This is a genomic window from Sorangium sp. So ce145, from assembly GCF_051525985.1.
Lineage (GTDB): Bacteria > Myxococcota_A > Polyangia > Polyangiales > Polyangiaceae > Sorangium > Sorangium cellulosum_B.
In genome coordinates this window covers 787,015-808,733 of record NZ_CP150315.1, presented here as the reverse complement: position 1 = coordinate 808,733, position 21,719 = coordinate 787,015, and the positions used below count along the sequence as shown (strand labels likewise).

Annotated in this window: 14 protein-coding genes; 5 read left to right on the top strand and 9 right to left on the bottom strand. The window is 70.7% G+C overall.

All coding sequences use genetic code 11. The features are described 5' to 3' along the window. Positions 1–225 precede the first annotated feature (225 nt). Complete coding sequence (locus WMF34_RS02990; protein ID WP_437992352.1) at positions 226–2,691, top strand: membrane dipeptidase; 2,466 nt, start codon at positions 226–228, stop codon at positions 2,689–2,691. A gap of 468 nt (positions 2,692–3,159) precedes the next feature. After that, the gene (locus WMF34_RS02985; RefSeq protein WP_437992351.1) at positions 3,160–4,512 is read left to right on the top strand and encodes a glycosyltransferase; all 1,353 of its coding nucleotides are present in this window, start codon (positions 3,160–3,162) and stop codon (positions 4,510–4,512) included. Positions 4,513–4,591: 79 nt separating this feature from the next. Here WMF34_RS02985 and WMF34_RS02980 read toward each other — a convergent pair whose 3' ends face one another. Genes WMF34_RS02980 through WMF34_RS02965 form a run of 4 tightly spaced genes read right to left on the bottom strand, consistent with a single transcriptional unit; the run spans position 4,592 to position 6,645 of the window. After that, positions 4,592–5,170, bottom strand: coding sequence for a manganese efflux pump MntP (locus WMF34_RS02980; RefSeq protein WP_012233183.1), 579 nt, complete (start codon positions 5,168–5,170; stop codon positions 4,592–4,594). Continuing rightward, positions 5,167–6,183, bottom strand: a complete 1,017-nt coding sequence (gene dmeF, locus WMF34_RS02975) for a CDF family Co(II)/Ni(II) efflux transporter DmeF (RefSeq protein WP_012233182.1) — start codon at positions 6,181–6,183, stop codon at positions 5,167–5,169. Before dmeF ends, WMF34_RS02980 begins: the two co-directional genes overlap by 4 nt. 11 nt (positions 6,184–6,194) lie before the next feature. Continuing rightward, the gene (locus WMF34_RS02970; protein WP_012233181.1) at positions 6,195–6,467 is read right to left on the bottom strand and encodes a metal/formaldehyde-sensitive transcriptional repressor; all 273 of its coding nucleotides are present in this window, start codon (positions 6,465–6,467) and stop codon (positions 6,195–6,197) included. Positions 6,468–6,498: 31 nt separating this feature from the next. Then, positions 6,499–6,645 carry a hypothetical protein gene (locus tag WMF34_RS02965; protein WP_437992350.1) on the bottom strand — a complete coding sequence of 49 codons (147 nt, stop codon included), beginning with the start codon at positions 6,643–6,645 and terminating at the stop codon, positions 6,499–6,501. Positions 6,646–6,920: 275 nt separating this feature from the next. Here WMF34_RS02965 and WMF34_RS02960 point away from each other — a divergent pair, with 275 nt between their 5' ends. Next, positions 6,921–9,314 (top strand): DEAD/DEAH box helicase, encoded by a 2,394-nt coding sequence (locus WMF34_RS02960; protein ID WP_437992349.1) that lies wholly within the window; start codon positions 6,921–6,923, stop codon positions 9,312–9,314. Further along, on the top strand, positions 9,311–10,405 hold the full coding sequence (locus WMF34_RS02955) for a hypothetical protein (protein ID WP_437992348.1): 1,095 nt from the start codon (positions 9,311–9,313) through the stop codon (positions 10,403–10,405). The genes WMF34_RS02960 and WMF34_RS02955 overlap by 4 nt, the downstream gene beginning before the upstream one ends. Positions 10,406–10,776: 371 nt before the next feature. Here WMF34_RS02955 and WMF34_RS02950 read toward each other — a convergent pair whose 3' ends face one another. Further along, complete coding sequence (locus WMF34_RS02950) at positions 10,777–12,450, bottom strand: sigma 54-interacting transcriptional regulator (RefSeq protein ID WP_044963819.1); 1,674 nt, start codon at positions 12,448–12,450, stop codon at positions 10,777–10,779. Positions 12,451–12,693: 243 nt separating this feature from the next. Here WMF34_RS02950 and WMF34_RS02945 point away from each other — a divergent pair, with 243 nt between their 5' ends. Beyond that, positions 12,694–14,487 (top strand): S53 family peptidase, encoded by a 1,794-nt coding sequence (locus tag WMF34_RS02945; RefSeq protein WP_437992347.1) that lies wholly within the window; start codon positions 12,694–12,696, stop codon positions 14,485–14,487. Positions 14,488–14,551: 64 nt separating this feature from the next. Here the strand turns inward: WMF34_RS02945 and WMF34_RS02940 are convergent, their stop codons facing one another. The 4 genes from WMF34_RS02940 to WMF34_RS02925 are packed head-to-tail and all read right to left on the bottom strand — an operon-like array spanning position 14,552 to position 21,186. Next, entirely contained in the window at positions 14,552–15,649 is a 1,098-nt protein-coding gene (locus WMF34_RS02940; protein WP_012233176.1) for a TfuA-like protein, read from the bottom strand. Beyond that, positions 15,646–16,920 carry a YcaO-like family protein gene (locus WMF34_RS02935; RefSeq protein WP_012233175.1) on the bottom strand — a complete coding sequence of 425 codons (1,275 nt, stop codon included), beginning with the start codon at positions 16,918–16,920 and terminating at the stop codon, positions 15,646–15,648. Before WMF34_RS02935 ends, WMF34_RS02940 begins: the two co-directional genes overlap by 4 nt. Then, positions 16,917–17,624 carry a hypothetical protein gene (locus WMF34_RS02930; RefSeq protein ID WP_012233174.1) on the bottom strand — a complete coding sequence of 236 codons (708 nt, stop codon included), beginning with the start codon at positions 17,622–17,624 and terminating at the stop codon, positions 16,917–16,919. Before WMF34_RS02930 ends, WMF34_RS02935 begins: the two co-directional genes overlap by 4 nt. 49 nt (positions 17,625–17,673) lie before the next feature. Continuing rightward, positions 17,674–21,186: a serine/threonine-protein kinase gene (locus WMF34_RS02925; protein WP_044963817.1), complete on the bottom strand. Its 3,513-nt coding sequence runs from the start codon at positions 21,184–21,186 to the stop codon at positions 17,674–17,676. Positions 21,187–21,719 lie beyond the last annotated feature (533 nt).

Here is a 21,719-nt window from a genome sequence, read left to right as displayed (position 1 = left end):
CGCCGTGCCCGCTCGCGGAGCGGCTCGCGGTCTCCCATCGTTGCGTGGATTAGCTGCCTCTGGGCCGGCGGCGAAGGCGACAAACCGCGCCAGGCGCTGACAAAACCCGCCACGCGCCGCGCGGGCCCGGTTCACCGCTTGAAAATGCGGTGGGAGCTACCCCAGCTAACCAGGCGTCCCCAGCGCCTGGAACCCCCACGACCGAACCCCCGGACCGCGACATCCATGACCTGCCCCGACGATTGCCTCACGCGCGCTCTATCGACTCGACCCGGCCCGGCGCCCCGAGCGCGCCGCCGGCGCTGGCCGCGCCCCTTCGCGACCGCGGCCCTGGCCGCCCTCGCGCTCGCGACGTCCGCGTGCGACCCGGGAACGCCCTCGCCTCCCGGCGAACAGGGCGCGCCGGGCGATCTCGCGCGCTCTGCGTCGCTCGGCCTCCCCGCGAGCGCCGCGACGGAAGCCGGCGCCGCCGCGGCGCTCCCGGTCCCCGCCCCGGCGGCGCTCGGCGGAGCGCCGGTGAGCGGGTTCGCCGACCTGCACTTCCACATGATGTCGGAGGAGGCGTTCGGGGGTGGATGGCTCCACGGCAAGCACGACGGCGCCGGCGCGCTGGACGATTGCGACGGTGGCAGTCCAGGGAGCGATCACGCGCGCGTTCGACAGGGCCTCAGCGGGCTCCTGGACCACTGCCCTCAGTCGGCGATGCTCGATCTGGCCAGCGGCGGCGCGCTGTCAGCGCTGCTCGGCCTGGGCGGCGGCATCGGCGGCTCGGAGGTGATCGGCCAGACGGAGGGGACGAGCGGCGACACAGGGCTCCACCTCGGGCGAAGGCGCTTCTCCGAGGGGTGGCCGCGCTGGGACACCATCGCTCACCAGCAAGGTCACGTGAGCTGGCTGCGCGCGGCCCACGATCGCGGGCTGAGCCTCATCGTCATGTCGGCGGTGAGCTACGACTGGCTCTGCTCGATCCTGCCGGAGCAGAACCGGCAGCGGGCGTGCGACGAGATGGTGGACGTCGATCTCCAGATCCAGATGACCCACGCGCTGGCCGCGCGAAACGCCGGCTGGATGGAGGTCGCGCTCTCGCCGGCGCACGCCCGGCAGATCATCGGCGCGGGCAAGCTGGCGGTGGTGCTGTCCATCGAGGCCAGCCACCTGTTCGGCCGAGACGTCGACGCGGCGAAGATGCGCGCGCAGCTCGCCAAATACCACGCCCTCGGGGTCCGGACGCTCCAGCCGGTGCACCAGGTCGACAACGCCTTTGGCGGGGCGGCGCTGCACAACCCGATCTTCCAGCTCGCGCAGTACACCGAGAACTGCTTCATCGACACCGACTGCGGCGCCACCCTCGCGGGGATCACGCTGGGCATGGATGTCGACGCGAGCTGCCGCAACGTGCGCGGGCTGACGCCCCTCGGCGAAGCGCTCGTCGGTGAGATGATGGACCGGGGGATGCTGCTCGACGTCGCGCACCTCTCGGAGCGCGGCGTGGATCGGGTGTTCGAGCTGGCGCGGGCGCGCGACTATTATCCGATCTACATCTCCCACGGTCACTTCCGGGAGATCATGGCCAGGGCGGTGGCGGAAAAGGAGAAGTCCACGCCGGCGCGGGTGATCCGGATGCTCCGGCAGACCGGCGGCATCTTCGGCCTGCGCACCGCGCACGACGAGACCCGGCAGTACAGCCGCAGCGCCGTCGAGAACAGCTGTCAGGGCTCGTCGCGCTCCTTCGCGCAGGCTTACGACTACGGGCGGCTCGGCCTGAAGGTCCCCATGGCCTTCGGGGCAGATCTCAACGGCTTCATCCAGCAGACCCGGCCGCGCTTCGGCGAGGACGGCGCCTGCTCGGCGGCGTTCCAGGCAGAGGCCGATTGCCAGGCCTGGGAGCAGCGCGAGCAGGGGCCCGGCCCCCTGGGGACGGAGTTCGACGAGAAGGGCCTGGCCCACGAGGGGATGCTGCCCGACCTCCTGGCCGACCTGGATCGCCTGGGCGTGGACACGACCGGCCTGAGATCCTCGACAGAGTCCTTCCTTCGCATGTGGGAGCGCGCCCAGGGGCCGCGGGCCGGGATGGCCGATCCCGCCACCGATCTCGACGAGAGCGGCATCGCGCCCTTCGCGCCCGCGGAGGAGCGGGAATCTGCCTATCCCACGAAGTGCGGCGCGGCCTACTGCCCTGGATTTCAGGTGCTGGGCGGGAGCTGCCGGTTCGATGAGGAGTGCGAGAGCGGCCAGTGCACGGCCGTCGCCTGCAACGCGATCCCGGGCCGCTGCGTCTGCAACGACGACGCCGACTGCGGCGGCGGCCTCCGCTGCGCGGTCAAGACGCCTGGAGTCGGCGGCGACAACGCCTGCGAGCCGAAGAAGGCCGAGCATCAGCTGTGTACGCGCGACAGCGAGTGCGCCTCCGGCCGCTGTGGCGGGCTGATCGCCGGCGCGGGCTTCTGTTACACGCCCGGCTCGAAGACCATCGGCCAGGGGTGCCGTGTGAACGAGGAGTGCCCCAGCAACCGCTGCGGCGATCTCACCCAGACGTGCCTCTGCCGCTCCGACGCGCACTGCGCGGCGGGCCAGTTCTGCGGGTGGGGCACCAACGAGGGCGAGTGCGTGGACAAGCGCGGCCGGGGATCGGCGTGCACGAAGGACAACCAGTGCGCGTCCGGGAACTGCAGGTTCCTCTTCTGTCGCTGACGCGTCACGCGACAATGCCTCTCCGTCGCTGAGGCGCCGGTTCCGCGGGAGAAAACCGTACGCGGCCCCGGAAGAGACCCGACATTCGCGCCGAAGCTGGAAGTCGCGGACGGATCCCGTCCAGCCGGAGCAAGCGCACGGCACCCGGCCCGGCCTGGACAACCCTCCTCGCGCACTGCCGCCTTACCATTCATCACCGTTTTGTATTGCCACATTCCGGGTTCAGCCTATATTCCACACCAATCAATTTTCCTACCATCCGCCGCGCATCGCCCTCGGCGTGCTGCGGCGCTTGCGCTTCTCAAGCCCAGGACGCTCGTCCATCATCGCTTTGCTGCATCGGCCAGGGAGCGGAGCGCCGCTCCGCCGATCGGAGAAGCCAGCTCACGCCTCGAGAGGCCAGGCAGCGCAGCCACGCTGGACGAGCAGCGCGCGTCGACACTGTTCCATTCGTTCGAGGGGGGATACATGGATGTTCGTGACATTTACGGCGCGGGAGGCCACGACCAGGGCCGGGCGGGGCTTCCATGGAAGCTCGCCATCGCGCATGTGGTGAGCAGCTTGAAGGCCGGCGACGCCGAGCGGGTGGTCGTCGATCTGGCGGCACTCCAGCGCGCTGCGGGCCACGACGTGACCGTGATCGCCATCGCCGATGAGCCGGACGGCCCGTATGCGGAGCACCTGCGGCGGCGCGGCGTCGAGGTGCAGCTCCTGCCGAAGCGCCGCGGCTTTGACGTGAGCATGACCGCCCGGCTCGTCGCGCTCTTCAGGGCGAGAGGGTCCTCGCTCGTCCATGCGCACAACCAGCTGCCGCTCGTCTACGCGGCGCCCGCCGGCTGGCTCCACCGCGTCCCGGTCATCCACACGAAGCACGGCGCCTCGGAGGACCTGCAAGGCCGGCGATGGCTGCGCAGCGCCGCCGCCGCGTTCGTCGACGCCCACGTCGCGGTCTCGCGGCCGACCGCCGAGACCCTGGTCAGCCAGGGACAGGTCAGCGCCGAGAAGCTGCACGTCATCGCCAGCGGCGTCGACCTGTCGCGGTTCGCGCCCGATCCGGTGGCCCGGGCCCGTGTCCGGGCCGAGCTCGGCATCTCGCAGCAGGCCTGGGTGCTCGGGAGCGTGGCGCGCCTCTCTGCCGTGAACAATAACGCATTGCTCCTGCGCGCGGCCGCGCAGGCGCTGCCGGAGGGCGGGCGGCTGCTCCTCGTCGGAGATGGCCCGGAGCGCGCGCGGCTCATCGCGCTCGCACACGAGCTCGGCCTGTCCGGGCGCGCGCTGTTCGTCGGCAGGCGGCACTGCATGCCCCAGATGCTCGCCGCGCTCGACGCGTTCGCCGTCTCCTCCATCTCCGAGGGCCTACCGCTCGCCGTCCTCGAGGCGATGGCGGCCGGGCTCCCCGTCGTCGCGACCGCCGTGGGCGGCGTGCCCACTGCCCTCACCGACGGATACACGGGCTTCCTCGTGCCTTCCGGGGACGCCGAGGCGCTCGCGGCCAGGCTGACGGAGCTCCGCGACGACCCCGCGCGGGCCGCGCGCATGGGGCGGTACGGCCGGAAGGTCACGCTCCAGCGCTACTCCGCTGCCCGCATGGTCGAGCGTTACATGGACCTCTACACGCTGCTGCTCGTGCGGCGGCTGCACCGCGGCATGCCCGCCGTCCGGCCGAGCGACCTGCTCGCCTATGCGCGGAGCTCGTCCTTCGTGCAGCGCGCGCTCGGCGTCAGCGAGGCCGCCGAGGCGCCGGGCGGCGGCTGGGACGCGCCGCGCACCGACGCGGCGGCCAGCGCGCGGCCGCGCTCGCCGATCGCGCTGTCGATCTGAGCGAGCGCTGCGGCGCAGATCGAGCCCGCCTCGGCCCTGCGCGCGCGGAAGCCGGCAGGCGCGGTCCGCGGGGACACGCCTACGACAGCACAAGGTGCTCGAGGAGGATCTTGAACCCGAGTCCGATGAGCACGACCCCCCCCGCGAGGTCGAGACGCTTGCCGAGCAACGCCCCGAACCGCCGTCCCGCGAAGAGCCCCGCTGCGCTGAGCAGCGCCGTGACGACGCCGATCGTCACGACGGAGATCGCGAACGGGGCGTTCAGCATCGGCAGCGTGATGCCCACGGCGAGGGCGTCGATGCTCGTGGCGATCGCCAGCACGAACATCGCGCTCAACGCGAAGGGATCGGCCGTGGTCTCGCCCTCACCGCCGTCGTCGCCGCCGTCGCCGCGGGCTTCCCAGAGCATCTTTCCGCCGATGAACGCGAGCAGCACGAACGCGATCCAGTGATCCCACGCTTGCACGCGCGGACCGATCCGCGCTCCGAGCAGCCAGCCGATGACGGGCATCAGGGCCTGAGCGCCGCCGAAGAACCCCGCGACGAGCAGGACATGGCGCGCCCGAATCGCAGGGACAGACAGCCCTCGTGCCGCCGCGACAGCGGTCGCGTCCATCGCGAGCCCGAGCGCGAGGAGCAAGATCGCGCTGAAATTCACGAGCCCCTCCGCGCGTCGCCGGCAGACAGCGGGTGAACCTCGACCGTGACGTGCTGGAGGCTCGCGATCGGGACGAGCGCGTCACGGTACGCGGAAGGCGCCAGGGGGCTCGGCACCGCGACCGAGACGATGCAGGCGCGCGCGCCGGGACCGATGTCCCACAGGTGGAGATCGACGACGCTCGCTCCTGCGAAGGTAGACTCGATGCGATCGCGGATGCGCTGAGCAAGGGACTCGGAAGGGACGACGTCGAGCAGCTGCCTGGCCGCCTGCCGGCAGAGTCCGTAGCTCCACTTGGCGATGACGAGCCCGCCGACGATGCCCATCGCGGCGTCGAGGAACGTCCAGCCAAAGGTGCGCCCGCCGAGGAGGGCGAGTATCGCGAGCACGCTGGTCAGCGCGTCCGCGAGGACGTGGAAGTACGCCGCGCGCAAGTTGTGGTCGTGCCCGTGGTGGTGGCCATGGGCGTGCTCGTCGTCGTGATCGTCATGGCCATGGTCGTGGTGATCGTGCTCGGGGTGGTCGTCGTGCGCCTCGTGATGGTGATCGCCGGCGTGGAGGAGCCGCACGCTGACGAGGTTGACCGCGAGACCAACGACGGCGACGGGGAGCGCCTCGGAAAAGGCGATCGACTCGGGGTGGAGGAAGCGGCGCAGCGACTCGACGACCATGAGGAGCGCGATGAGCGCGAGCACGACCGCGCTCGTGTACCCGGCGAGGGCGTGCACCTTGCCCGTGCCGAAGGAGAACGCGCTCGACCCGGACTGCTTGCGCGCGAACCAGTACGCGAAGGCCGCCATGCCGAGCGCGCCCGCATGCGTGGCCATGTGCCAGCCGTCGGCCGTGAGCGCGAGCGAGTTCGTCGCATAGCCGACCACGAGCTCCGCCACCATCATGGCGAAGGTCAGCGCAACGACCCACCGGGTCCTGGCTTCGTGCGAGGACGCGGCGGCGCCGTGGTCGTGGGCGTGTCGAAGCTGGGCGAGCCGATCGGATCCCGTGGAGTCGCTCATCGTTGCTTCCTTCACTTCACATAGGCGCGGACGATCTGAACCAGCTCCTCCGCGGCCTCCCGCTGGGGTGCCGTTGCACGCTCCCCGTCGATGACGTGCGTACGGATGTGACCTTCGATGAGCTCGCCCACGAGCCCGTTCAGCGCGCCACGCGCCGAGGTCACCGTCTGCAGGACCTCCGAGCAAGCCGCTTCGCCCTCGAGGGCCCGCTCGACCGCCTCGAGCTGCCCGCGGATCCGCCGGACGCGCGCGATGAGCTTCTTCTTGTTCTCGACCGTGTGCACGCATATAGCATAGGGGGGTATACTATATGAGTCAAGCGCCGCGCGCTGGCTCCTGGCGCTCGCGGTCGGCAAGGAGGCGCGTCACCTCGACGTTGAAGGCGTAGCGGACGAAGCGGGTGGACGGCGCGAGCCCCCGGTCGATGCCGAGCTCCGACTCGCCGAGGGTGAACGCGCCCACATTTGAACGGCGTAATCGCTTCAGGGCGCCTGTCGAAGCAAGGACTCGCGGATGGTCGTCACACAACCCCGAGCTCGGCGAAGCGGACGTGTACTTCAACGTCCACTGGAAACGGACCTTCCTCGGCCCCTTCACGCGCTGGCTTCGCCAGAAGATCCAGGACGCATTCCGATCAGGGGCCTCAAATTTCCAAAAATAATCGTCATAATTCCCGCCGTTCTCGCGCTCATGGCACCTCGACATCCCGGAGCTGGAGGGATACAGGCGGCCGAGGCATGCAGGTCTCGACGACGTCCCTCACGTCGATCTCCGCGAGCGATGTGAGCTGGCTGCTCGCCACGGAAGCGGGCAGCCGGCTGCTCTCCGGCGCGGATCTCTTCACCTTGGCGTTCGCGCTCTCGGGCCGGTCGCACAAGGAGCCGCTGACGCTCGACGAGGCGCATGACCTGCTCCTCGCGCACGGCCTTCCACAGGCGCTCGCGGGCAGCGCGCTCATCGAGCGGATGCGCGAATCGACGAGCGCGGATCCGGCGTTCCTCGTCTACAACGCGAGCACGTTCTGCATCGATCGCAACGTCGGTATCCCGCGCCGGCTGGGCCAGCTGGTCTTTCGTCACGACGTCCAGCGACTCCTCCTGGCTCACCGCGCGGAGAGGCCGCCGCCCCCGGAGCGCTCTGTCACCCGCGCTCGGTCCCGCTCACCCGCGCGGGCCCGGCGGACCGAAGCGCCCGCCGCGGCGCCACGAAGTCAATCCACCGCCCCGACCCCGGAGCGCCCGCCGCGCGCCAGCGCTGCCGGCCCGCGCGCAACGCCCGCCGCGTCCCGGCCGTCCGCCGCCTCCCGGCCGTCCGCCGCGTCCCGGCCGCCCGCCGCCTCCGGCGTGGCGGAGCCGGCGCCCCCGCCCGAGTCGGCTCCTCTGCCGGCTCCGCCGCCCAGGAAGCCGGCGCCGCTCCTGATGTCCGGCCTCGACCGGTCCGAACTGCTCCAGCGGCTCGCGGGCCCGCCCTCCTCGCTCGCGGCGGTGAGCCACGCGCTGCGCGCTCACCTGCTCGCCTCGGCCGAGCAGTTCGAGGAGCTGCTCGCGCTCGCCGCGCTCACGGGCGTCGAGCCGCACCGCTACCAGATCGAGACCGCGCGCCGCGTCCTCCGTGTGTTCCGCGGTCGCGCGCTGCTCGCGGACGAGGTCGGTCTCGGCAAGACGGTCGAGGCGCTGACGATCCTGCGCGAGTACCAGCTCCGCGGGATGGTCCGGCGGGCGCTCGTCCTCGTCCCTCCTGCGCTCGTCGGCCAGTGGACGGGCGAGCTCGCGGAGAAGGCCGGGATCGCCGCGCGCACGACCGACGACGCCGCGCGCACGGCGGACCCCGAGGCCTTCTGGCAAGAGGAGGGCGTGGTCGTCGCGTCGCTCGCCCTCGCGAGGAGCGCGAAGCACGCGCCGCTCGTCCAGGCCGCCTCGTGGGACCTCGTGATCGTCGACGAGGCCCATCACGTCAAGAGCCGCACGACCGCCGGCTTCAAGCTGGTCGACGGCCTGCACAGCCGGTTCCTCCTGATGCTCACGGCGACGCCGATCGAGACCGATCTCGAGGAGCTCTACAACCTCGTGACCCTGCTCAAGCCCGGGCAGTTCGCGACCCCGGCGGCCTTCCGCGCGCAGTTCGTCGACCCGAAGGACCCGCTGTCGCCGAAGAACCGGGAGCGGCTGCGCGCCCTGCTCGCCGAGGTAATGGTGCGCAACACCCGCGCCGACAGCGGCCTCGCGCTGCCGCCCCGCTATGTGAGCACGGCGCTGGTCGATCCGCTCCCGGAGGAGCGCGAGCTCTACGAGCGCGTCCTCGCCCTCGTGCGCGCGCACGGGGCCGACGCCGGCTCCCGGATGCTGGCCTCGACGCTCCTGCTCGGCGCCGGCTCGAGCCCCGCCGCGGTGCGCGGGAGCCTCGAGCGCATGAGCGCGAGCGAGCGGCGCGTCCCCGGGCTGCGCGCCGCGCTCGCCGCGCTGGCGAAGCTCGCGGCCTCGGTCCGCGCGTCCCGGAAGGGCGGCGCCCTCGTCGATCTCGTGCGCGCTCACGACGAGCAAGTCCTCGTCTTCACCCGGTTCCGCGACACGCTTTCGACCATCGAGGCCGTGCTCCGCGAGGCCGGCGTCGAGCCCGTGGCGTTCCACGGCGGCCTCTCCGCCGCGGACAAGCGCGCGGCGCTCTCGGCGTTCCGCGACGGCCGCGCGCGCGTGCTCGTCTCCACCGACGCCGGCGGCGAGGGGCACAACCTCCATCACTGCCATGTCCTCGTGAACTTCGATCTTCCCTACAACCCCATGCTCATCGAGCAGCGGATCGGGCGGCTGCACCGGATGGGCCAGCGAGAGGAGGTGCGCGTCTACAACCTCTGCGCGCGGGGCACCGCCGAGGAGCGTGTCCTCGATCTGCTCGACCGCCGCCTGCACCTGTTCGAGCTGGTCGTGGGCGAGATGGATATGGTCCTTGGCAACATGGCAGACGAGCGCGACCTGGAGGAGCGGATCGTCTCTCTTTACGCTACGTCGCGCTCGGAGGAGGAGATCGCGAGCGGCTTCGACACCATCGCCGAGGAGCTCGCCGCGGCGCGCGGGCGTTACGAGCAGGTGAAGCGCCTCGACGCGAAGCTCTTTGGAAAGGACTACGAGGCGTGACCGCGGCGCTGGGGATGCTCTCGCCCACGGAGGGCGCGCTGCCCTCTCCGCTCGATTTCGTCGTCGAGGCGCTCGCGGAGGCCGGAGCGCTCGCGGAGCGTGAGGACGCGCGGGCGGTGGCGCTCCTGCCGGCGCGGCTCGCGGCCGAGCTCGAGGTCCGGGAGGAGTGCGCCCTCGCGCTCTACCCCGATCGGGACGGGGACGTCGCGTGTGGCCTCGGCTCCACGCTGCTCGAGCGGCTCATCGCGAGGGCGCGCGGGCGGCCGGTGTCCACCTCGGTGCGGCTCGCCGCGGATCCGCCGAGGCCTGCCCACGTGCGGGCCGCTGCGGACCGCTTCGTGCTGCGCAACGGGCTCTGCGAGCCCGGGCAGGTCTCCACGGGCGCGGCGGTCTACGTCGCGGCCATCGTCGCTTATGGCGTCGAGGCCGACGACCGGCGCGAGGGGCTCGTTCGGGTCGTGGTGAACGCACACGACGGCGGCGAGCCGGACGCCGCGGTGGGCGCGCACCTGGATCTGGCCTGGCCGAGCGCCCTCGTGCAGCCGAGCGCCGCTTCCCTCTCGACGGACGATCGCGCGGCGGACTGGATCGCGCTCCGCGCCGAGCGGGCGGTGCGGGCCGCGGTGCAGCCGCTGCTCGGCGAGGTCGAGCTCAGGCACGCGCGGGATCACGATCGTATCGTGTCGTATTTCGCGGACCTGATCGCCGAGGCCCGGGCGCCGCGGCGGCGCGCGGATCCGAAGGCCGTCGAGGCCAAGGTCGCGCACCTCATCGCCGAGCGGAACGCGAAGCTCGAGGCCTTGCCCGCGCGGTTCGCGGCGAAGGTGACGTGCTCGGTCGCCGCGCTGGTGAGCGCCGAGGTCCCGGTGGCGCTCGTCAACATGCGTCTCCGGCGGCGCAAGGAGTCGCGGGACATCGTCTTGCGGCTCCCGGCGGGCGCCTCGAGCCTGGACAGGCTCACGTGCGAGGCGTGCGGCGCCGCGACGGCGCGGCCGGCGGCGTGCGACGATCGGATGCACCTGCTCTGCGAGGCGTGCGCGCCGAACGCGCAGGGCAGGATCGCGTGCCCGGCGTGCGCGAAGCGGCGCTGAGGGCCTGTTCTTATCCAACGGGCGCCAGGGCGGTGAGCACGGCCACGTGATCGCCGGCGTTCGCCGTTGACCGCCGGCACCCACGCCGATCTGGGCTGCGCTCGCCTCCGCGGCGTAGACGTTGCGCCCGCCAAAAAGTCGAAGGCTCGACGGCTGCCACCCTCGAGCCTTCTGGGGCCGTCTTGCCGGAGGCCGCCACCTTCATGACGATCCGCTGTACGTCGCTGCACTGGAATACGCGTCTCGTTCCCGTTCTCGTGATCAATCTCTCACGGAGAGCACAACATCGTCATGTGCGCATGGTGGGCTCAGCCCATATCCGTCAGATCATTCGGCCCCACTCCACCGAAGAGCCAGCAATCCGGCTTCTTTTACCTATGCGCGACGCGCACCGGGACCTTGAGCTCCCGGATGCGCCGCGAGAGGGATTTCCGCGAGACCTCGAGGCGCTCCACCATGGCGTCGATGTCCCCGCCGCAGTCTCGGTAGGCGTGCGCGATCTCGGCGTGCGTGAGGTCGGCCGCTCGGCGCACGCGGGTGCAGCGGTTGAGGAGCTCATAGAGCGAGCTCCTGGCGAGGCGCAGCCGGTAGGCCGCGGCCTTGAGGTCCCAGCGGCATGCGCGCAGCGTGGCCACGAGCTCGTCCTCGGTCACGTCCTTCGGGCTGCGCCGTACCCGGTCGGGCTGTGCCGGTATTGTCAGGCGCGGTGTCGCTCCAGCCCGCTGTGCCCCGGCGCCGCGCCCGAGCAGCTCGTCGAGGTGCGGACCAGCGCGCAGCTCGAGCGCCCCGCGGCTGCTCACGACGAGCTGGCGCACGACGTTGCGCAGCTGCCGGACGTTGCCGGGCCAGTCGTACCGCGCGAGCTGCGCGATGAGCGAAGCCGGCACGAAGCCGCGACCGTCCGGCCCGGAAGCGCGCCAGGCGTCGGGTTGGCCGACCCGCATGAGCTCGTCGCGGAGGAAGTGCACGAACAGGCAACCGATGTCCTCCCGCCGCGCGCGCAACGGCGGCAGCGAGATCTCGAAGCCCGCCAGTCGATGCAAGAGCGGCGCACGAAATGCGCCCGAGGCGATGCGCGCCTGAAGATTCGCGTCCGTCGCGCTGAGCACGCGCACGTGGGGCCGCTCGACCGTCCGGCTCCCGACTGCCTGGATCTCGCCCGTCTCCAGCGCACGCAGGAGCATCACCTGCACGTCCGGCGGCGTATCGCCGATCTCGTCGAGGAACAGCGTGCCGTTCCGCGCCTCGCCGAAATACCCGCGCCGGTCTTCCACCGCGCCCGTGAACGCGCCCTTCTTGATCCCAAACAGCTCCGCGCTCGCCAGCGACGGCGACAGGCTGGCCATGTTCACCGCCAAGAACGGCTCCGCCCGCCGCGCGCTCAACCGATGAATCGCCTGCGCGACCAGCTCCTTGCCCGTCCCGGTCTCCCCCAGGATCAGCACCGGCATGTCGCCCTTGGCGATCGCGCGGATCTCCCGCCGCACGCGGTCCAGCGCCGCGCATTGCCCGACCAGCCCAAGGTCGTCGCCGCCGTCGCCCGCCGGCCCCCGCCCAGAGAGCGGCGGTGCCTGGGTGTCGACCGACAGCCCAAGGTTGTCACCACCGTCGCCCGCCGGTGGCGCTACCATCGCGATGTGGAGCGTAAGCACCACGCGCTCCGACAGCTCCAGCACCACACCCCGCGCGATCTCCGCCGGCGAAAGCTCTCGCTCGCCCTCGAGCACCTCGCCGTCCACGACGAGGTGCGTCGTGCTCTCCCCCATGCAAAGGCTGATCCCACCGCCCCCCGCGTAGCGCAGCCGAAGAGGCGTCCGGCTCACGTGCCTGTCCTTGAGCGCGCTGGGCGCCCGGCCCGGCATCGCGAACACTGGCTCCATCCGCGAGAGCTGCGCCTCGTGCGCCGTGGCCATCTCGAGCAGCAACGCCCGCTCGCCGACGCGCTCGAGGTTCGGATGTCCCAGGATCGTCAGCGCTGGGACGAGCACAGGACCGAGCCCCCTCCGGGAGGGATCGGCAGGTTCGAGGGTCGAGTCCGAGAGCATGGGAACCCTGTCATCGCCCCCTATCGCTCCGCGGCGCCGCGCTGTCCATCGAACAATGCACCTCCCTCCGAGCCCGTACCTCGACCCCACGGACATCGCCCGAGGCCCTCCGCCCTGGCATCGCGATTGCTTCAACGTATACCGCCACCGCCACCGCCGCGCTGGATCCGCGATGCATCAGCGAGCACGCACCTCGCGGCGCCGAGCAGATCGGTCTGCATATGAGGAGGAGGGAGCGACATCATGAGCGACAACCCGTGGAATGACCGTGACCCCGTGAACGACGACGAGCCGATGACGATCACCATAGGCCTCAGTTGCCTCCAACCCGACGAGCGCGTGAAGAAGAGGCGAACGCTCGTCGAGGCGATCGCGGCGAAGCCGCTCGCGCGTCACGAGGAGCTCGTCGACGAGCTGCACGGCGCCAACGACCAAGTCTTCACGACGGTTCGGCAGTTCGCTGAGCAGCACGACCTGAAGGTCGTGCGGGAGCGGCGTGTACCCGGCGAGGTGGTTCTGACCGGCACCGCACGACAGCTTCGACGGCACATGGGCGTCGACTTCAAGCGGGTCGATGGCGAGGGTCGCCGCATCGTCGTTCCAGTGGCGCTGGACAACGCGCGAATGCCGGAGGCGCTCGCGAACTACGTGACCGCGGTCATGTGCGACGAGGAGGGTCCATCCGACGGCTTGATCAGCGCGTTCCTGTTCGATGAAGTTGCGCGCGCGCGCGGCTCGACCCATCACGAGCCCAAGCCCGCCTCGCGCCCCGACGGCAAACCTTTCACCGTGCTGGACCTGGCGGCGCTTTACAATTTCCCACCGAACCTCGACGGCTCCGGCGTGAAGGTGGGGTTCATCTTGCCCGAGGGGGGCCTGCCGGAGGACGTGCTCGGTACGTACTTCGACGCCCTGAGCTTGAAGCGACCGAGCATTCAGCTCACCGAGCTGGGTCTAGCAAAGAATTCACCAGCTCCTCTGGAGGAGATCAGGGAGATCGTTCTTGCCTTCGGGCTCGGCCTCGGCGGACCGCCGCTGCACGGAAAGGAGGGCACCGAACGGACTTCGGCTGCTCCCGTCCGCGCCGACAGGACATCAGATCCGAGCAAGCGGAATTTGTTCACCATGGAGATCCTGCTCGATCTCGCGATCTGCGGCTCCGTGGCGAACGGCGCTGAAATGCGCGTGTACAGAACGCTCGCCAACCGCGTAGGGTTGCGCGATGCCGTCATCCGAGCAGCCGACGATGGCGTCTCCATTCTCGTCATCACGTGGGGCGCCGCGGAGCGTGACGGGTGGGAGAACTGGGGCGTGCCACAAGGGCAAGTTCCGGGGTTGAACCATGCGCTCGACTACGCCATCGCCAAGAAGGGTGTGACCGTACTCTGCGCCTCCGGCGACGGAGGCTCGACGCCCAGCAGGTTCGTGCACGATCGCCTCGAACCGACCTTCCCCGCGAGCCACGACTTGGTTGTCACGTGCGGCGGCACCGCGATCAATGGATGGACCGCGAGTGGATTCCAGGACGAAGTGGTCTGGAATGAGCTCGTCCTGGGACGACAGATGGCGAGCTGCGGTGGATTCAGCCGATTCGTCGAGCAGCCGCCATGGCAGCGCGGGCTCGCCGAGATCGCCGGGGTCGCCGAGGCCGCCGGCATCGCCGAGCCGGGGCGAGGTGTGCCCGACATCGCGGCGAACGCGGCGTTCGCCTCCGGCGTATGGCTGTGGTTGGGCTCCGCCAACGCACTCTCGTTCGGCACCAGCGCCGCGGCCCCGCTGCTCGCAGGGCTAATGGCGCGTATCTATCAAGGATTGACTTCGAAGCACGGGATCTCCGGGATCCCCGGCCTCGGTGCATTGCTCTACGATCCCGCGGTGCGAAAGGCCATGCGACCGATCCTCAAAGGCAATAACATCCGTCGCAACGGCGTCAATCGATATGATGCGGGGCCAGGCTGGAACGCATGCACCGGGTTGGGCCGGCCGTCAGGCATCGATCTGCAGGCCGCGATCGAGGCGTTTATCACGCGGCCCTAGCGTAGGCGCGGACGAGTCCGCGGTGCCCGCTCGGTCCGCGCGTGCGGCGAGCGAGAGAAACCGCTCAGTCGCCTCGATCGGTCCGCGGACCGCGCCCTGTCCACTGCACGTACAAGAGCTCTAGCGCGAGGGCGCGCCGCAGGGCGTTCACGTCCTCGAAGCCGACCCGATGCGCGTACGCCGCCAAGTCGTCGGGCACGGGCTGCCCGAGCTGCTCCTCGAAGTACCAGCGAAGCAGCTCCTGCTCCGGCAGGACCGCCTCGGCGAGAGCAGCGCTCGATGCGCCGTGCGCCGCAAGGAGCCGCTGCTTGTCGGACGCGCGGGCTGCGAAGGATTGATATGTACCGGTCCCAGCGAGGCGCAGCTCCTCGGCGAGCGCCTCGTCAGGCACGGGAGCGCCGGCGGAGTCGGTCGCGGTCGCGTCCGCCGAGCGGCGCTCGGCGGCGCGACGCGCGTGCTCCCAGGCATTCGTATGCTGAAAGCGGTAGCGCACCGCCTTCGGCTTCACCGCGCCCGCGAACCGGGCGCTCATCTGCTCCAGCATCGCGATCGCGTCCAGGCGCTTCTGGTCGACGCGCCCGCGCGGCAGGAACGCGCGCAGCGCTTCGAGCGTCTCTCGCGGCAACCCTTCCGCGCGGCCCGCTTCGAGCAGCAGCGGCCACGTCCGCTCGGCGTAGAACAGCCGCTTCGCGATGCGCTCCAGCGCGTCGCGCGTCCCCTCGTCGACGGCTCCAGCTGCCGCCGCCGCGCGGAGCGTGCTTCGAACGTTCACCATCGCCTCGGAGCATGCCTTGTATCCGTCGTCCGGAGGACGGTGTGCCACCGCGACCTCGTCGTCGTCCTCGAGCTCGCCCCGCGCGAAGGCCTCGTAAATCGCGCCGACCCCCTCCATCCCGAACGCGGCCAGCTCCGCGGCCCGCAGAGCGCCCATGCTCGCGCTTCCGAGCACGTGGATCCCCTGCGACATGGCCCAGAGGACCTCCTTGTGCCAGACGGCCGGCACCCGCTCGAAGTACCCGTCGATGATCCCGATCGCGACGGGCCGATCGAGCGTCGCAGAATAGACGTCGCCCTGCGCAGCGGGCGGCAGGTACGTCGCATCGAGGTACGCGCGGGCCTCGCTGGGAGCGAGCGTCGGCCCCGTGAACACGTAGATCTTCATCGTTTGCCCTCCCGTGCGGTCCAGCGTGCGCGCGCGCGCGCTCCGGGGACGTAGCCAGGCAGCCCGCCGATCGTCTCCAGCCCCGGGATGACGACACGCACCACCGGAATTCCGATCTCCGCCTTCGTGAGATCGACCACGGCGACCTGCTCGATGCCGGCGGTGCGCAGTTGCTCGAGCTCCCAGCGGATGTCCTCCTCGAAGGTCGTGATCTCGCGCGTGGGCACGTCTTGAAAACGCCGGCCCGGCGCTCCATCACGCATATCTTGCAGGACCCGGCGATGCAGCTCGGGGTCCAGCCGCCGCTCGTAGTCGGCGCGACTCATATCGTCGCGCGACCCGCTGATCATCGTCATGCGGCTCTGGACGGCCTCGGTCAGCGCGCGCGACAGCGCCACCTCGCGCGCGGGGTGGCAGCCCATCCCCGCCGCTGGGTAGAGCGAGCTCAGGCCGCCCGGCGAGCGCTCCGCGATCATGCAGCGGAACGCCGCGATGTCGATGTCCGAGCGGATGTCCCACGCCGCCACGTCGAGCCCCGCGCGCTCGCAGCGGTCCAGCAGCGTTCTGCAGCCCGCGTCGTCCACCGTGGCGAGGTCGAGCCGCGTGGCGCGGCGCGAGCCCCCGTCCAGCAGGCTCCAGAGCGTCCCCGCGTCGCGCTCCACCGCCTCGCAGATGCCGTGGCTGACGGCCTCGAGCGGATGATTGCCCGAGGCGAGGCCGGTAGAGCTCGTCAGAAACGCGCCGCTGCCCGTGGGGAGCGGCAGCGTGTAGTTCGTGTGCACGAGCTCGAAGGGGACCCAGAGCGGCTCGCTGCGCATCCAGTCGAGCGCCTCGATCCAGAGCAGCGGGGCGCTCGGGTGGAACGTGCTGAAGGCGCGCTGCGGTAGGAGCCTGACGTCCGCCAACCGATGCGTGAAGCGCAGCTCCTCGAGGGAGCCGAGCTTCAGCGGGGAGGTGATGCGCTCGGCGTGGTAAAGCTCCGTGGCCTCCATGATCCCGGAGGCCTTGGCTGCGGCGAGATCGACGCCTTTGCCCTGGGAAACCGAGAGCGAGCGCGCGTTTGGGCGGCAGACCATCACGACGGGGATTCCGAGGATGTCCAGCCCCGTAACGTTGGCGACGCGCGTAATCCCGAGCGCGGGCAGCAGGGGACGCAGCCGCTCGACCGTCTCAGCGGGCGGCACAAGGCGATGGGTCCCGTCCCGGAACTGCTTGAATGCGAAGGCAGCTTGGCCCGCTGCCGCGGGCTGCTGCGCCACGGGCTCGCTCATGGCTTGCGCCTGGCTCTGCGCTCGGTCTGCGCCGGCGGCTCCCTGATCATCGCCAGGTTGAGCAAGTAGCAAGCGAAGAACGGATCGAGCACATCGACCGGCAGGTTCGCCAGCGTGACCCCGTTGCGGAGCATGTTCTGCTCAACCCAATCCTTCGCATCTCCTGCAAGCGTCTGCGTGGCCGACCATTCCTCCCTGAGGAGCTGGTGAATCTGGCCGTCGTCGCCTGCGATCAGGATGGTTTGATCGCTATCCGACGATATACTGCGCCTGCCAGTTCCCATGATCGCGCGCGCGATCTCGGGCGTGAGCTCGATCGGCGTGGATCGCGTGTTGGCCGTGTTCGGCGCGGCCGCCGCCGGAGGCGCGGGAGGTTCCGCGGCGCCGGGCGCGTCGTGGCGGAAAGCGACGAACGCGTCGACCTCCTCGCGCTCGATGCACGCCTCATAGGCTTGGATCAGGGGTTCGTCGGGAGCCGCCCTATTCAGCTGCTCGAGCGTCTCGCGGCTGGGTACAGCCCACACATTGACGATCTTGTCCGGGCTCGAAGCCGCTTGAAAGCTGGCCGCGAGCTTCACGCCAAACTTCTCGCCAAGCAGCGTCCGCATCTCTTCCGTGAGACGACGGAACTCCTCCAGACGACCCGGTTTGACCTGAATGACGGCGTGCAGGTAGCAGGGGGCATTTCGATCGTTGTTCGTCATTGGTTCTCTCCTCGCGCTTCCCTATGCATCCGGCGTACCGTGCCGGCGCTTAGCAATAAGCGAGCCCGCGAGCGACCGAGCACGATCGTTCGAGGTGCGCCCGCGCATCGTCCTCCCGGGCCGCAGCGACCGCCTCCTGGAGGGGAAGCGCGACCGCGTCGGGGAGGCGCTGTTGCTTCGGATCGAGCGCCGCGCGTGCGTGGGCCACGGCATCGTCGATCCTGCCGTCGGCGGTCGCGATCGCGATGAGGGGCAGGAGCGCCATCCACTGGAACGGGTAGTCGTAGGCGAGGGATCGCCACGTCTCGAGCGCCGTCTGCAGGCGCGACTCTGCGCTCGCCCGATCGCCCTCGCAGAACACCACCCAGCCGAAGTTCGCGCGCGCCGCGCCGACATAATCGATCATCTTGCCCTCGGTCGCGACCGACAGGGTCTGCACGGCCAGCGCGCGGGTCCGGGCGATCGCGCGGCGCCTTCGGTGCGTCATCATCAGGTAGGCGAGGCATCGCGATTGCAGGGTCACGTCGCCCAACCGCTCGGCGTCGCGCAGCGCCGCGTCGAGCTCCGCCTCCGCCTCCGAGAGATCGCCGTGGAAGAGCAGCGTGAAGCCGAGCGCGAAGCGCGCCCCGGCGATCTCGTTCGGGTCGCCCGTCTCCTCGCTGGCCGCCATGGACGCGCGCGCGTAGCGCGCGGTCTCGTCTGAGGCGACGTAGCGATCGCGCCGCAGATCCATGTGCATGACCGCCTGGAAGAACTGCATGCGCTGCCGCGGCGTGCCGCGCCGCTCCACGTGCGGGCGCACCTGCTCGACCAGCGCGGCGAGCGCGTCGACCTGCGCCAGCCAGTAGTGGACCCACGTCCGATCCATCTGCACGTGCACCCACGCGTGCCACCACGCGTCCGCGGCCTCGCCGCCGCCCTCCGGCGGCGCCGCCCCGAGCGCCGCCTCGGCGAGCGCGTAGCACCGCAGCGCCTCCTCGTGGCGGTGGTGCGTCTCCCAGGTCTTGCCGATCTTGCGGTGCAGCCGCGCGCGCGCGAGGCCGTCTCCCTCTGGCGTCCGCGCGAGCGCCTGGGTGTACCCCGCCCGCGCCTCCTCCTGGCGGCCCGTGATCGCGAGCACGTCGCCGAGGCCCTCATGCACGCGCTCTTCGGGATCGAGCGGCACCCCCGCGCCTGCGGCCCCCAAGGCGCGCGCCGCCTGCGCCTCCGTGAGGGCGCTCCGGTAGGACGCGATCGCCTCGCCGTTCGCATGCACCTCGCGGGCCCGATCGCCGGCGCACGCGAAGTGGACGCTCGCCCTGTCGTGCACCTCGGCCCTCGCGAAGTGGTGCGCGAGCTGTGCGTGGAGCTCCGGCGCGCCGGGCGACCGCGCCTCGATCGCGGCCGCGGCTCGGCCGTGCAGCGCGCGGCGCTGCTCCTCCAGGATGCGCTCGTACCCGATCTCCCGGATCTTGTCGTGCACGAAGCGCAGCCGCCCGGGCGAGTGCTCCTCGATCACCTGCCGCACCCGCAGCGTCTCCAGCGCATCGAGCAGCGCCGTGTCCTCCAGCCCCGACGCCGCCGCGAGCAGCTCGCCATCGAACTCCCGCCCCAGCACCGACGCCCACTCCGCCAGCCTCCGCGCCGGCCCCCCGAGCGCCGACAGCCTGCGATCGATGAGGTCCGCGAGCACCGTGGGCAGCGGCAACGACGCGGGCGGCCCGTGATCCCCCTCGGCACGCTCGTGCACCCGCCACCGCCCTGTCCGATCGCGCGTCACCAGCCGTTCGCCGATCGCCGCCCGCAGGTACTCGGCCACGAAGAACGGGTTCCCTTCGGCGCTGCCGGCGACGAGCTCCACCAGATCGCGCGGCGGATCGGCCAGCGCGAGCATGCCCGAGACCATCTCTCCTACGCTCGCGTCGCTCAGACGGCCGAGCTCGAGGTGCTGCGCCCAGGGCGCGCGCACGATCGGCGCCAGGTCGGCCGAGATCTCCTCCAGCCGGTAAGTCCCCAGGATCAGCAGCTTTCGATCGGCCAAACCCTTGCTGGCGAGATGCTCCAGAAACGCGAGCGACAGCTCGTCGGCCCATTGGAGGTCGTCGATGACGATGAGCAGGCACCGGCGCTCGGCGAGCGCATAGATCGCGCGCGCCAGCGTGTCGAACACGCGCTGGCGCGCCTGCTCCGGCGGGAGCGGCGGCGGGTCCGGTAGCCGCGCCACCCAGGGGATGTCCAGGATCGAAGGCTCGTAGAGCGCGAGCACCTTCGCGCCGTCCCCGAGCAACGACGCGCACTCCACGTCGCCGTGCTCGCGGCAGCGGTCCGCGATGGCGAGCATCGAAGGGCGGAAGGGGTGCAGCGGCGCGCCGCCGAGCGCGCCATCGCCACCGGACTCAGCGACGCACTCGCTCATGATCACCCCAAACCCCCGCTTGCTCGCGAGCGCGGCGGCCTCCATGGCGAGGCGGGTCTTGCCGATTCCGCTCTCGCCGCCAAGGAATAGGCAGGATCCGTCGCCCTTGAAGGCGCTCGCGAGCACCCCCTCGATGCGCCGCAGGGCTTCGTTGCGCCCGGAAAACGTGGGCCGATAGATGTAGAGCTCGGCCTTGGGCAGGTCCGGTGCGGTCCAGTCCTCGGCCCCGAGCTCACCGAGCATCGCGGCGAGGTCGTCGGCGTGCCCCAACCGATCCTGCGGCTTCTTCTCGAGGAGCCGCAGCAAGAGCTCCTCGAGCTGCGCGGGGATGCCGTCGACGAGGAGCGAGGGCGGCCGGGGCGGTTGATAGAGGTGCTGCTGGAACAAGAGGACCGGCTGAGCGCCCTGGAAGGGCGGGCCGCCGGTGATGCATTGGTAGAGAATGCACCCGAGCGCATAGAGATCTGCCCGCGCGTCTACGGGCTCGCCGAGGATCTGCTCGGGCGCCATGTACCGGGGGGTGCCGGCGAACTCGGCCTGCTCCAGCGTCTCGCGCCCGCGCGCGCCGCCGAAGTGGGTGGAGATGCCGAAGTCCACCAGCACCGGCGTGCTGTCCGCGCGAACGAACACGTTCGCGGGCTTCAGATCGCGGTGCACGAGCCCGCTGCCGTGAAGGAACGACAGCGGCCGGCAGAGCTTCCGCATCAAGGAGAGCATCGTCAGCAGCGGCGGCGTCCCCCTTCGCTTCCACGTCACCGTCCCTCCGTCCGAGAGCGTCCCCGCGCTTCGCGGAATGGTCCGCTCCGAATCCACCGTCGGCGCGCGCTGGCTCTCCACCCCCTCCCAGAGCTCGACGATGTGGTCCTGAAGCGTTCGACCTTGGAGCAGCTCCATCGCGTACCACGGCAGCCCGCCCGCGACGCCCTGGCCCAGGATCCTCACGATGCCCGGGTGCCGGACGCGCGTCAGCGCGTGGATCTCCCGCCGGATGCTGCCCAGCGACGTCTCGACGGGCACGAAGACCGTCTTGACCGCGGCTGCCGCGCCCGTCTGCTCGTGCTCGCCGTGGTAGACCACCCCCATCCCACCGCGCCCCAGGATCCCGCGGATCCGATACGGTCCAATGGCGGTGGGGAGGGGGGCGTCTCCTAATTCAGCCGTTGCCACGGGGCGCCATGCTACCGCGTCCCACCAACGTGTGTCATGCTCAAAACAAATTCATCCAACTGAAATCCAGGCGTGCCATTCTTCTCTCGCGCGCGCGAGGGTTGTGACGAAACCGTCGCCCGTTCCCCGCGTCCAATGCACCCTGGGCGCCGCCGTTCGCCGCGACCCACGCGCCCGTCGGCCCCGTCGGAGCGCGCGCGAGCGAGAACATTCCGGCCATCAAGGCTTCACAAACGGTGAAAACGCCGGTGTCGCGCCGGCAGCCCGGCGCTTCTTCTCTACCCGCGGGCGCCGATCTGTCGGCCGGCATGCCGGGCGATCTGTCAGCCGGCAGATCGCCCGATCTGTCGGCGGCATGCCGGGCGATCTGTCGGCCGGCAGATCGCCCGATCTGTCGGCGGCATGCCGGGCGATCTGCCGGCCGGCAGATCCGCGGCGACCACCGCTCTGGCGTCGGCCGACATATCGAAATGGCTCGGCGTGTCGCCCGACGAATCGAATTTGCGCCCATCGATGATGTCTTCACGGCGCGC

Bases quoted from the DNA above. Each gene is read 5' to 3' on its own strand.
- WMF34_RS02945 (WP_437992347.1), top strand. From the start codon at position 12,694: ATGAGCGACAACCCGTGGAATGACCGTGACCCCGTGAACGACGACGAG.
- WMF34_RS02940 (WP_012233176.1), bottom strand. From the start codon at position 15,649: ATGAAGATCTACGTGTTCACGGGGCCGACGCTCGCTCCCAGCGAGGCC.
- WMF34_RS02930 (WP_012233174.1), bottom strand. From the start codon at position 17,624: ATGACGAACAACGATCGAAATGCCCCCTGCTACCTGCACGCCGTCATT.
- WMF34_RS02950 (WP_044963819.1), bottom strand. From the start codon at position 12,450: ATGCTCTCGGACTCGACCCTCGAACCTGCCGATCCCTCCCGGAGGGGG.
- WMF34_RS02985 (WP_437992351.1), top strand. From the start codon at position 3,160: ATGGATGTTCGTGACATTTACGGCGCGGGAGGCCACGACCAGGGCCGG.
- WMF34_RS02990 (WP_437992352.1), top strand. From the start codon at position 226: ATGACCTGCCCCGACGATTGCCTCACGCGCGCTCTATCGACTCGACCC.
- WMF34_RS02935 (WP_012233175.1), bottom strand. From the start codon at position 16,920: ATGAGCGAGCCCGTGGCGCAGCAGCCCGCGGCAGCGGGCCAAGCTGCC.
- dmeF (WP_012233182.1), bottom strand. From the start codon at position 6,183: ATGAGCGACTCCACGGGATCCGATCGGCTCGCCCAGCTTCGACACGCC.
- WMF34_RS02960 (WP_437992349.1), top strand. From the start codon at position 6,921: ATGCAGGTCTCGACGACGTCCCTCACGTCGATCTCCGCGAGCGATGTG.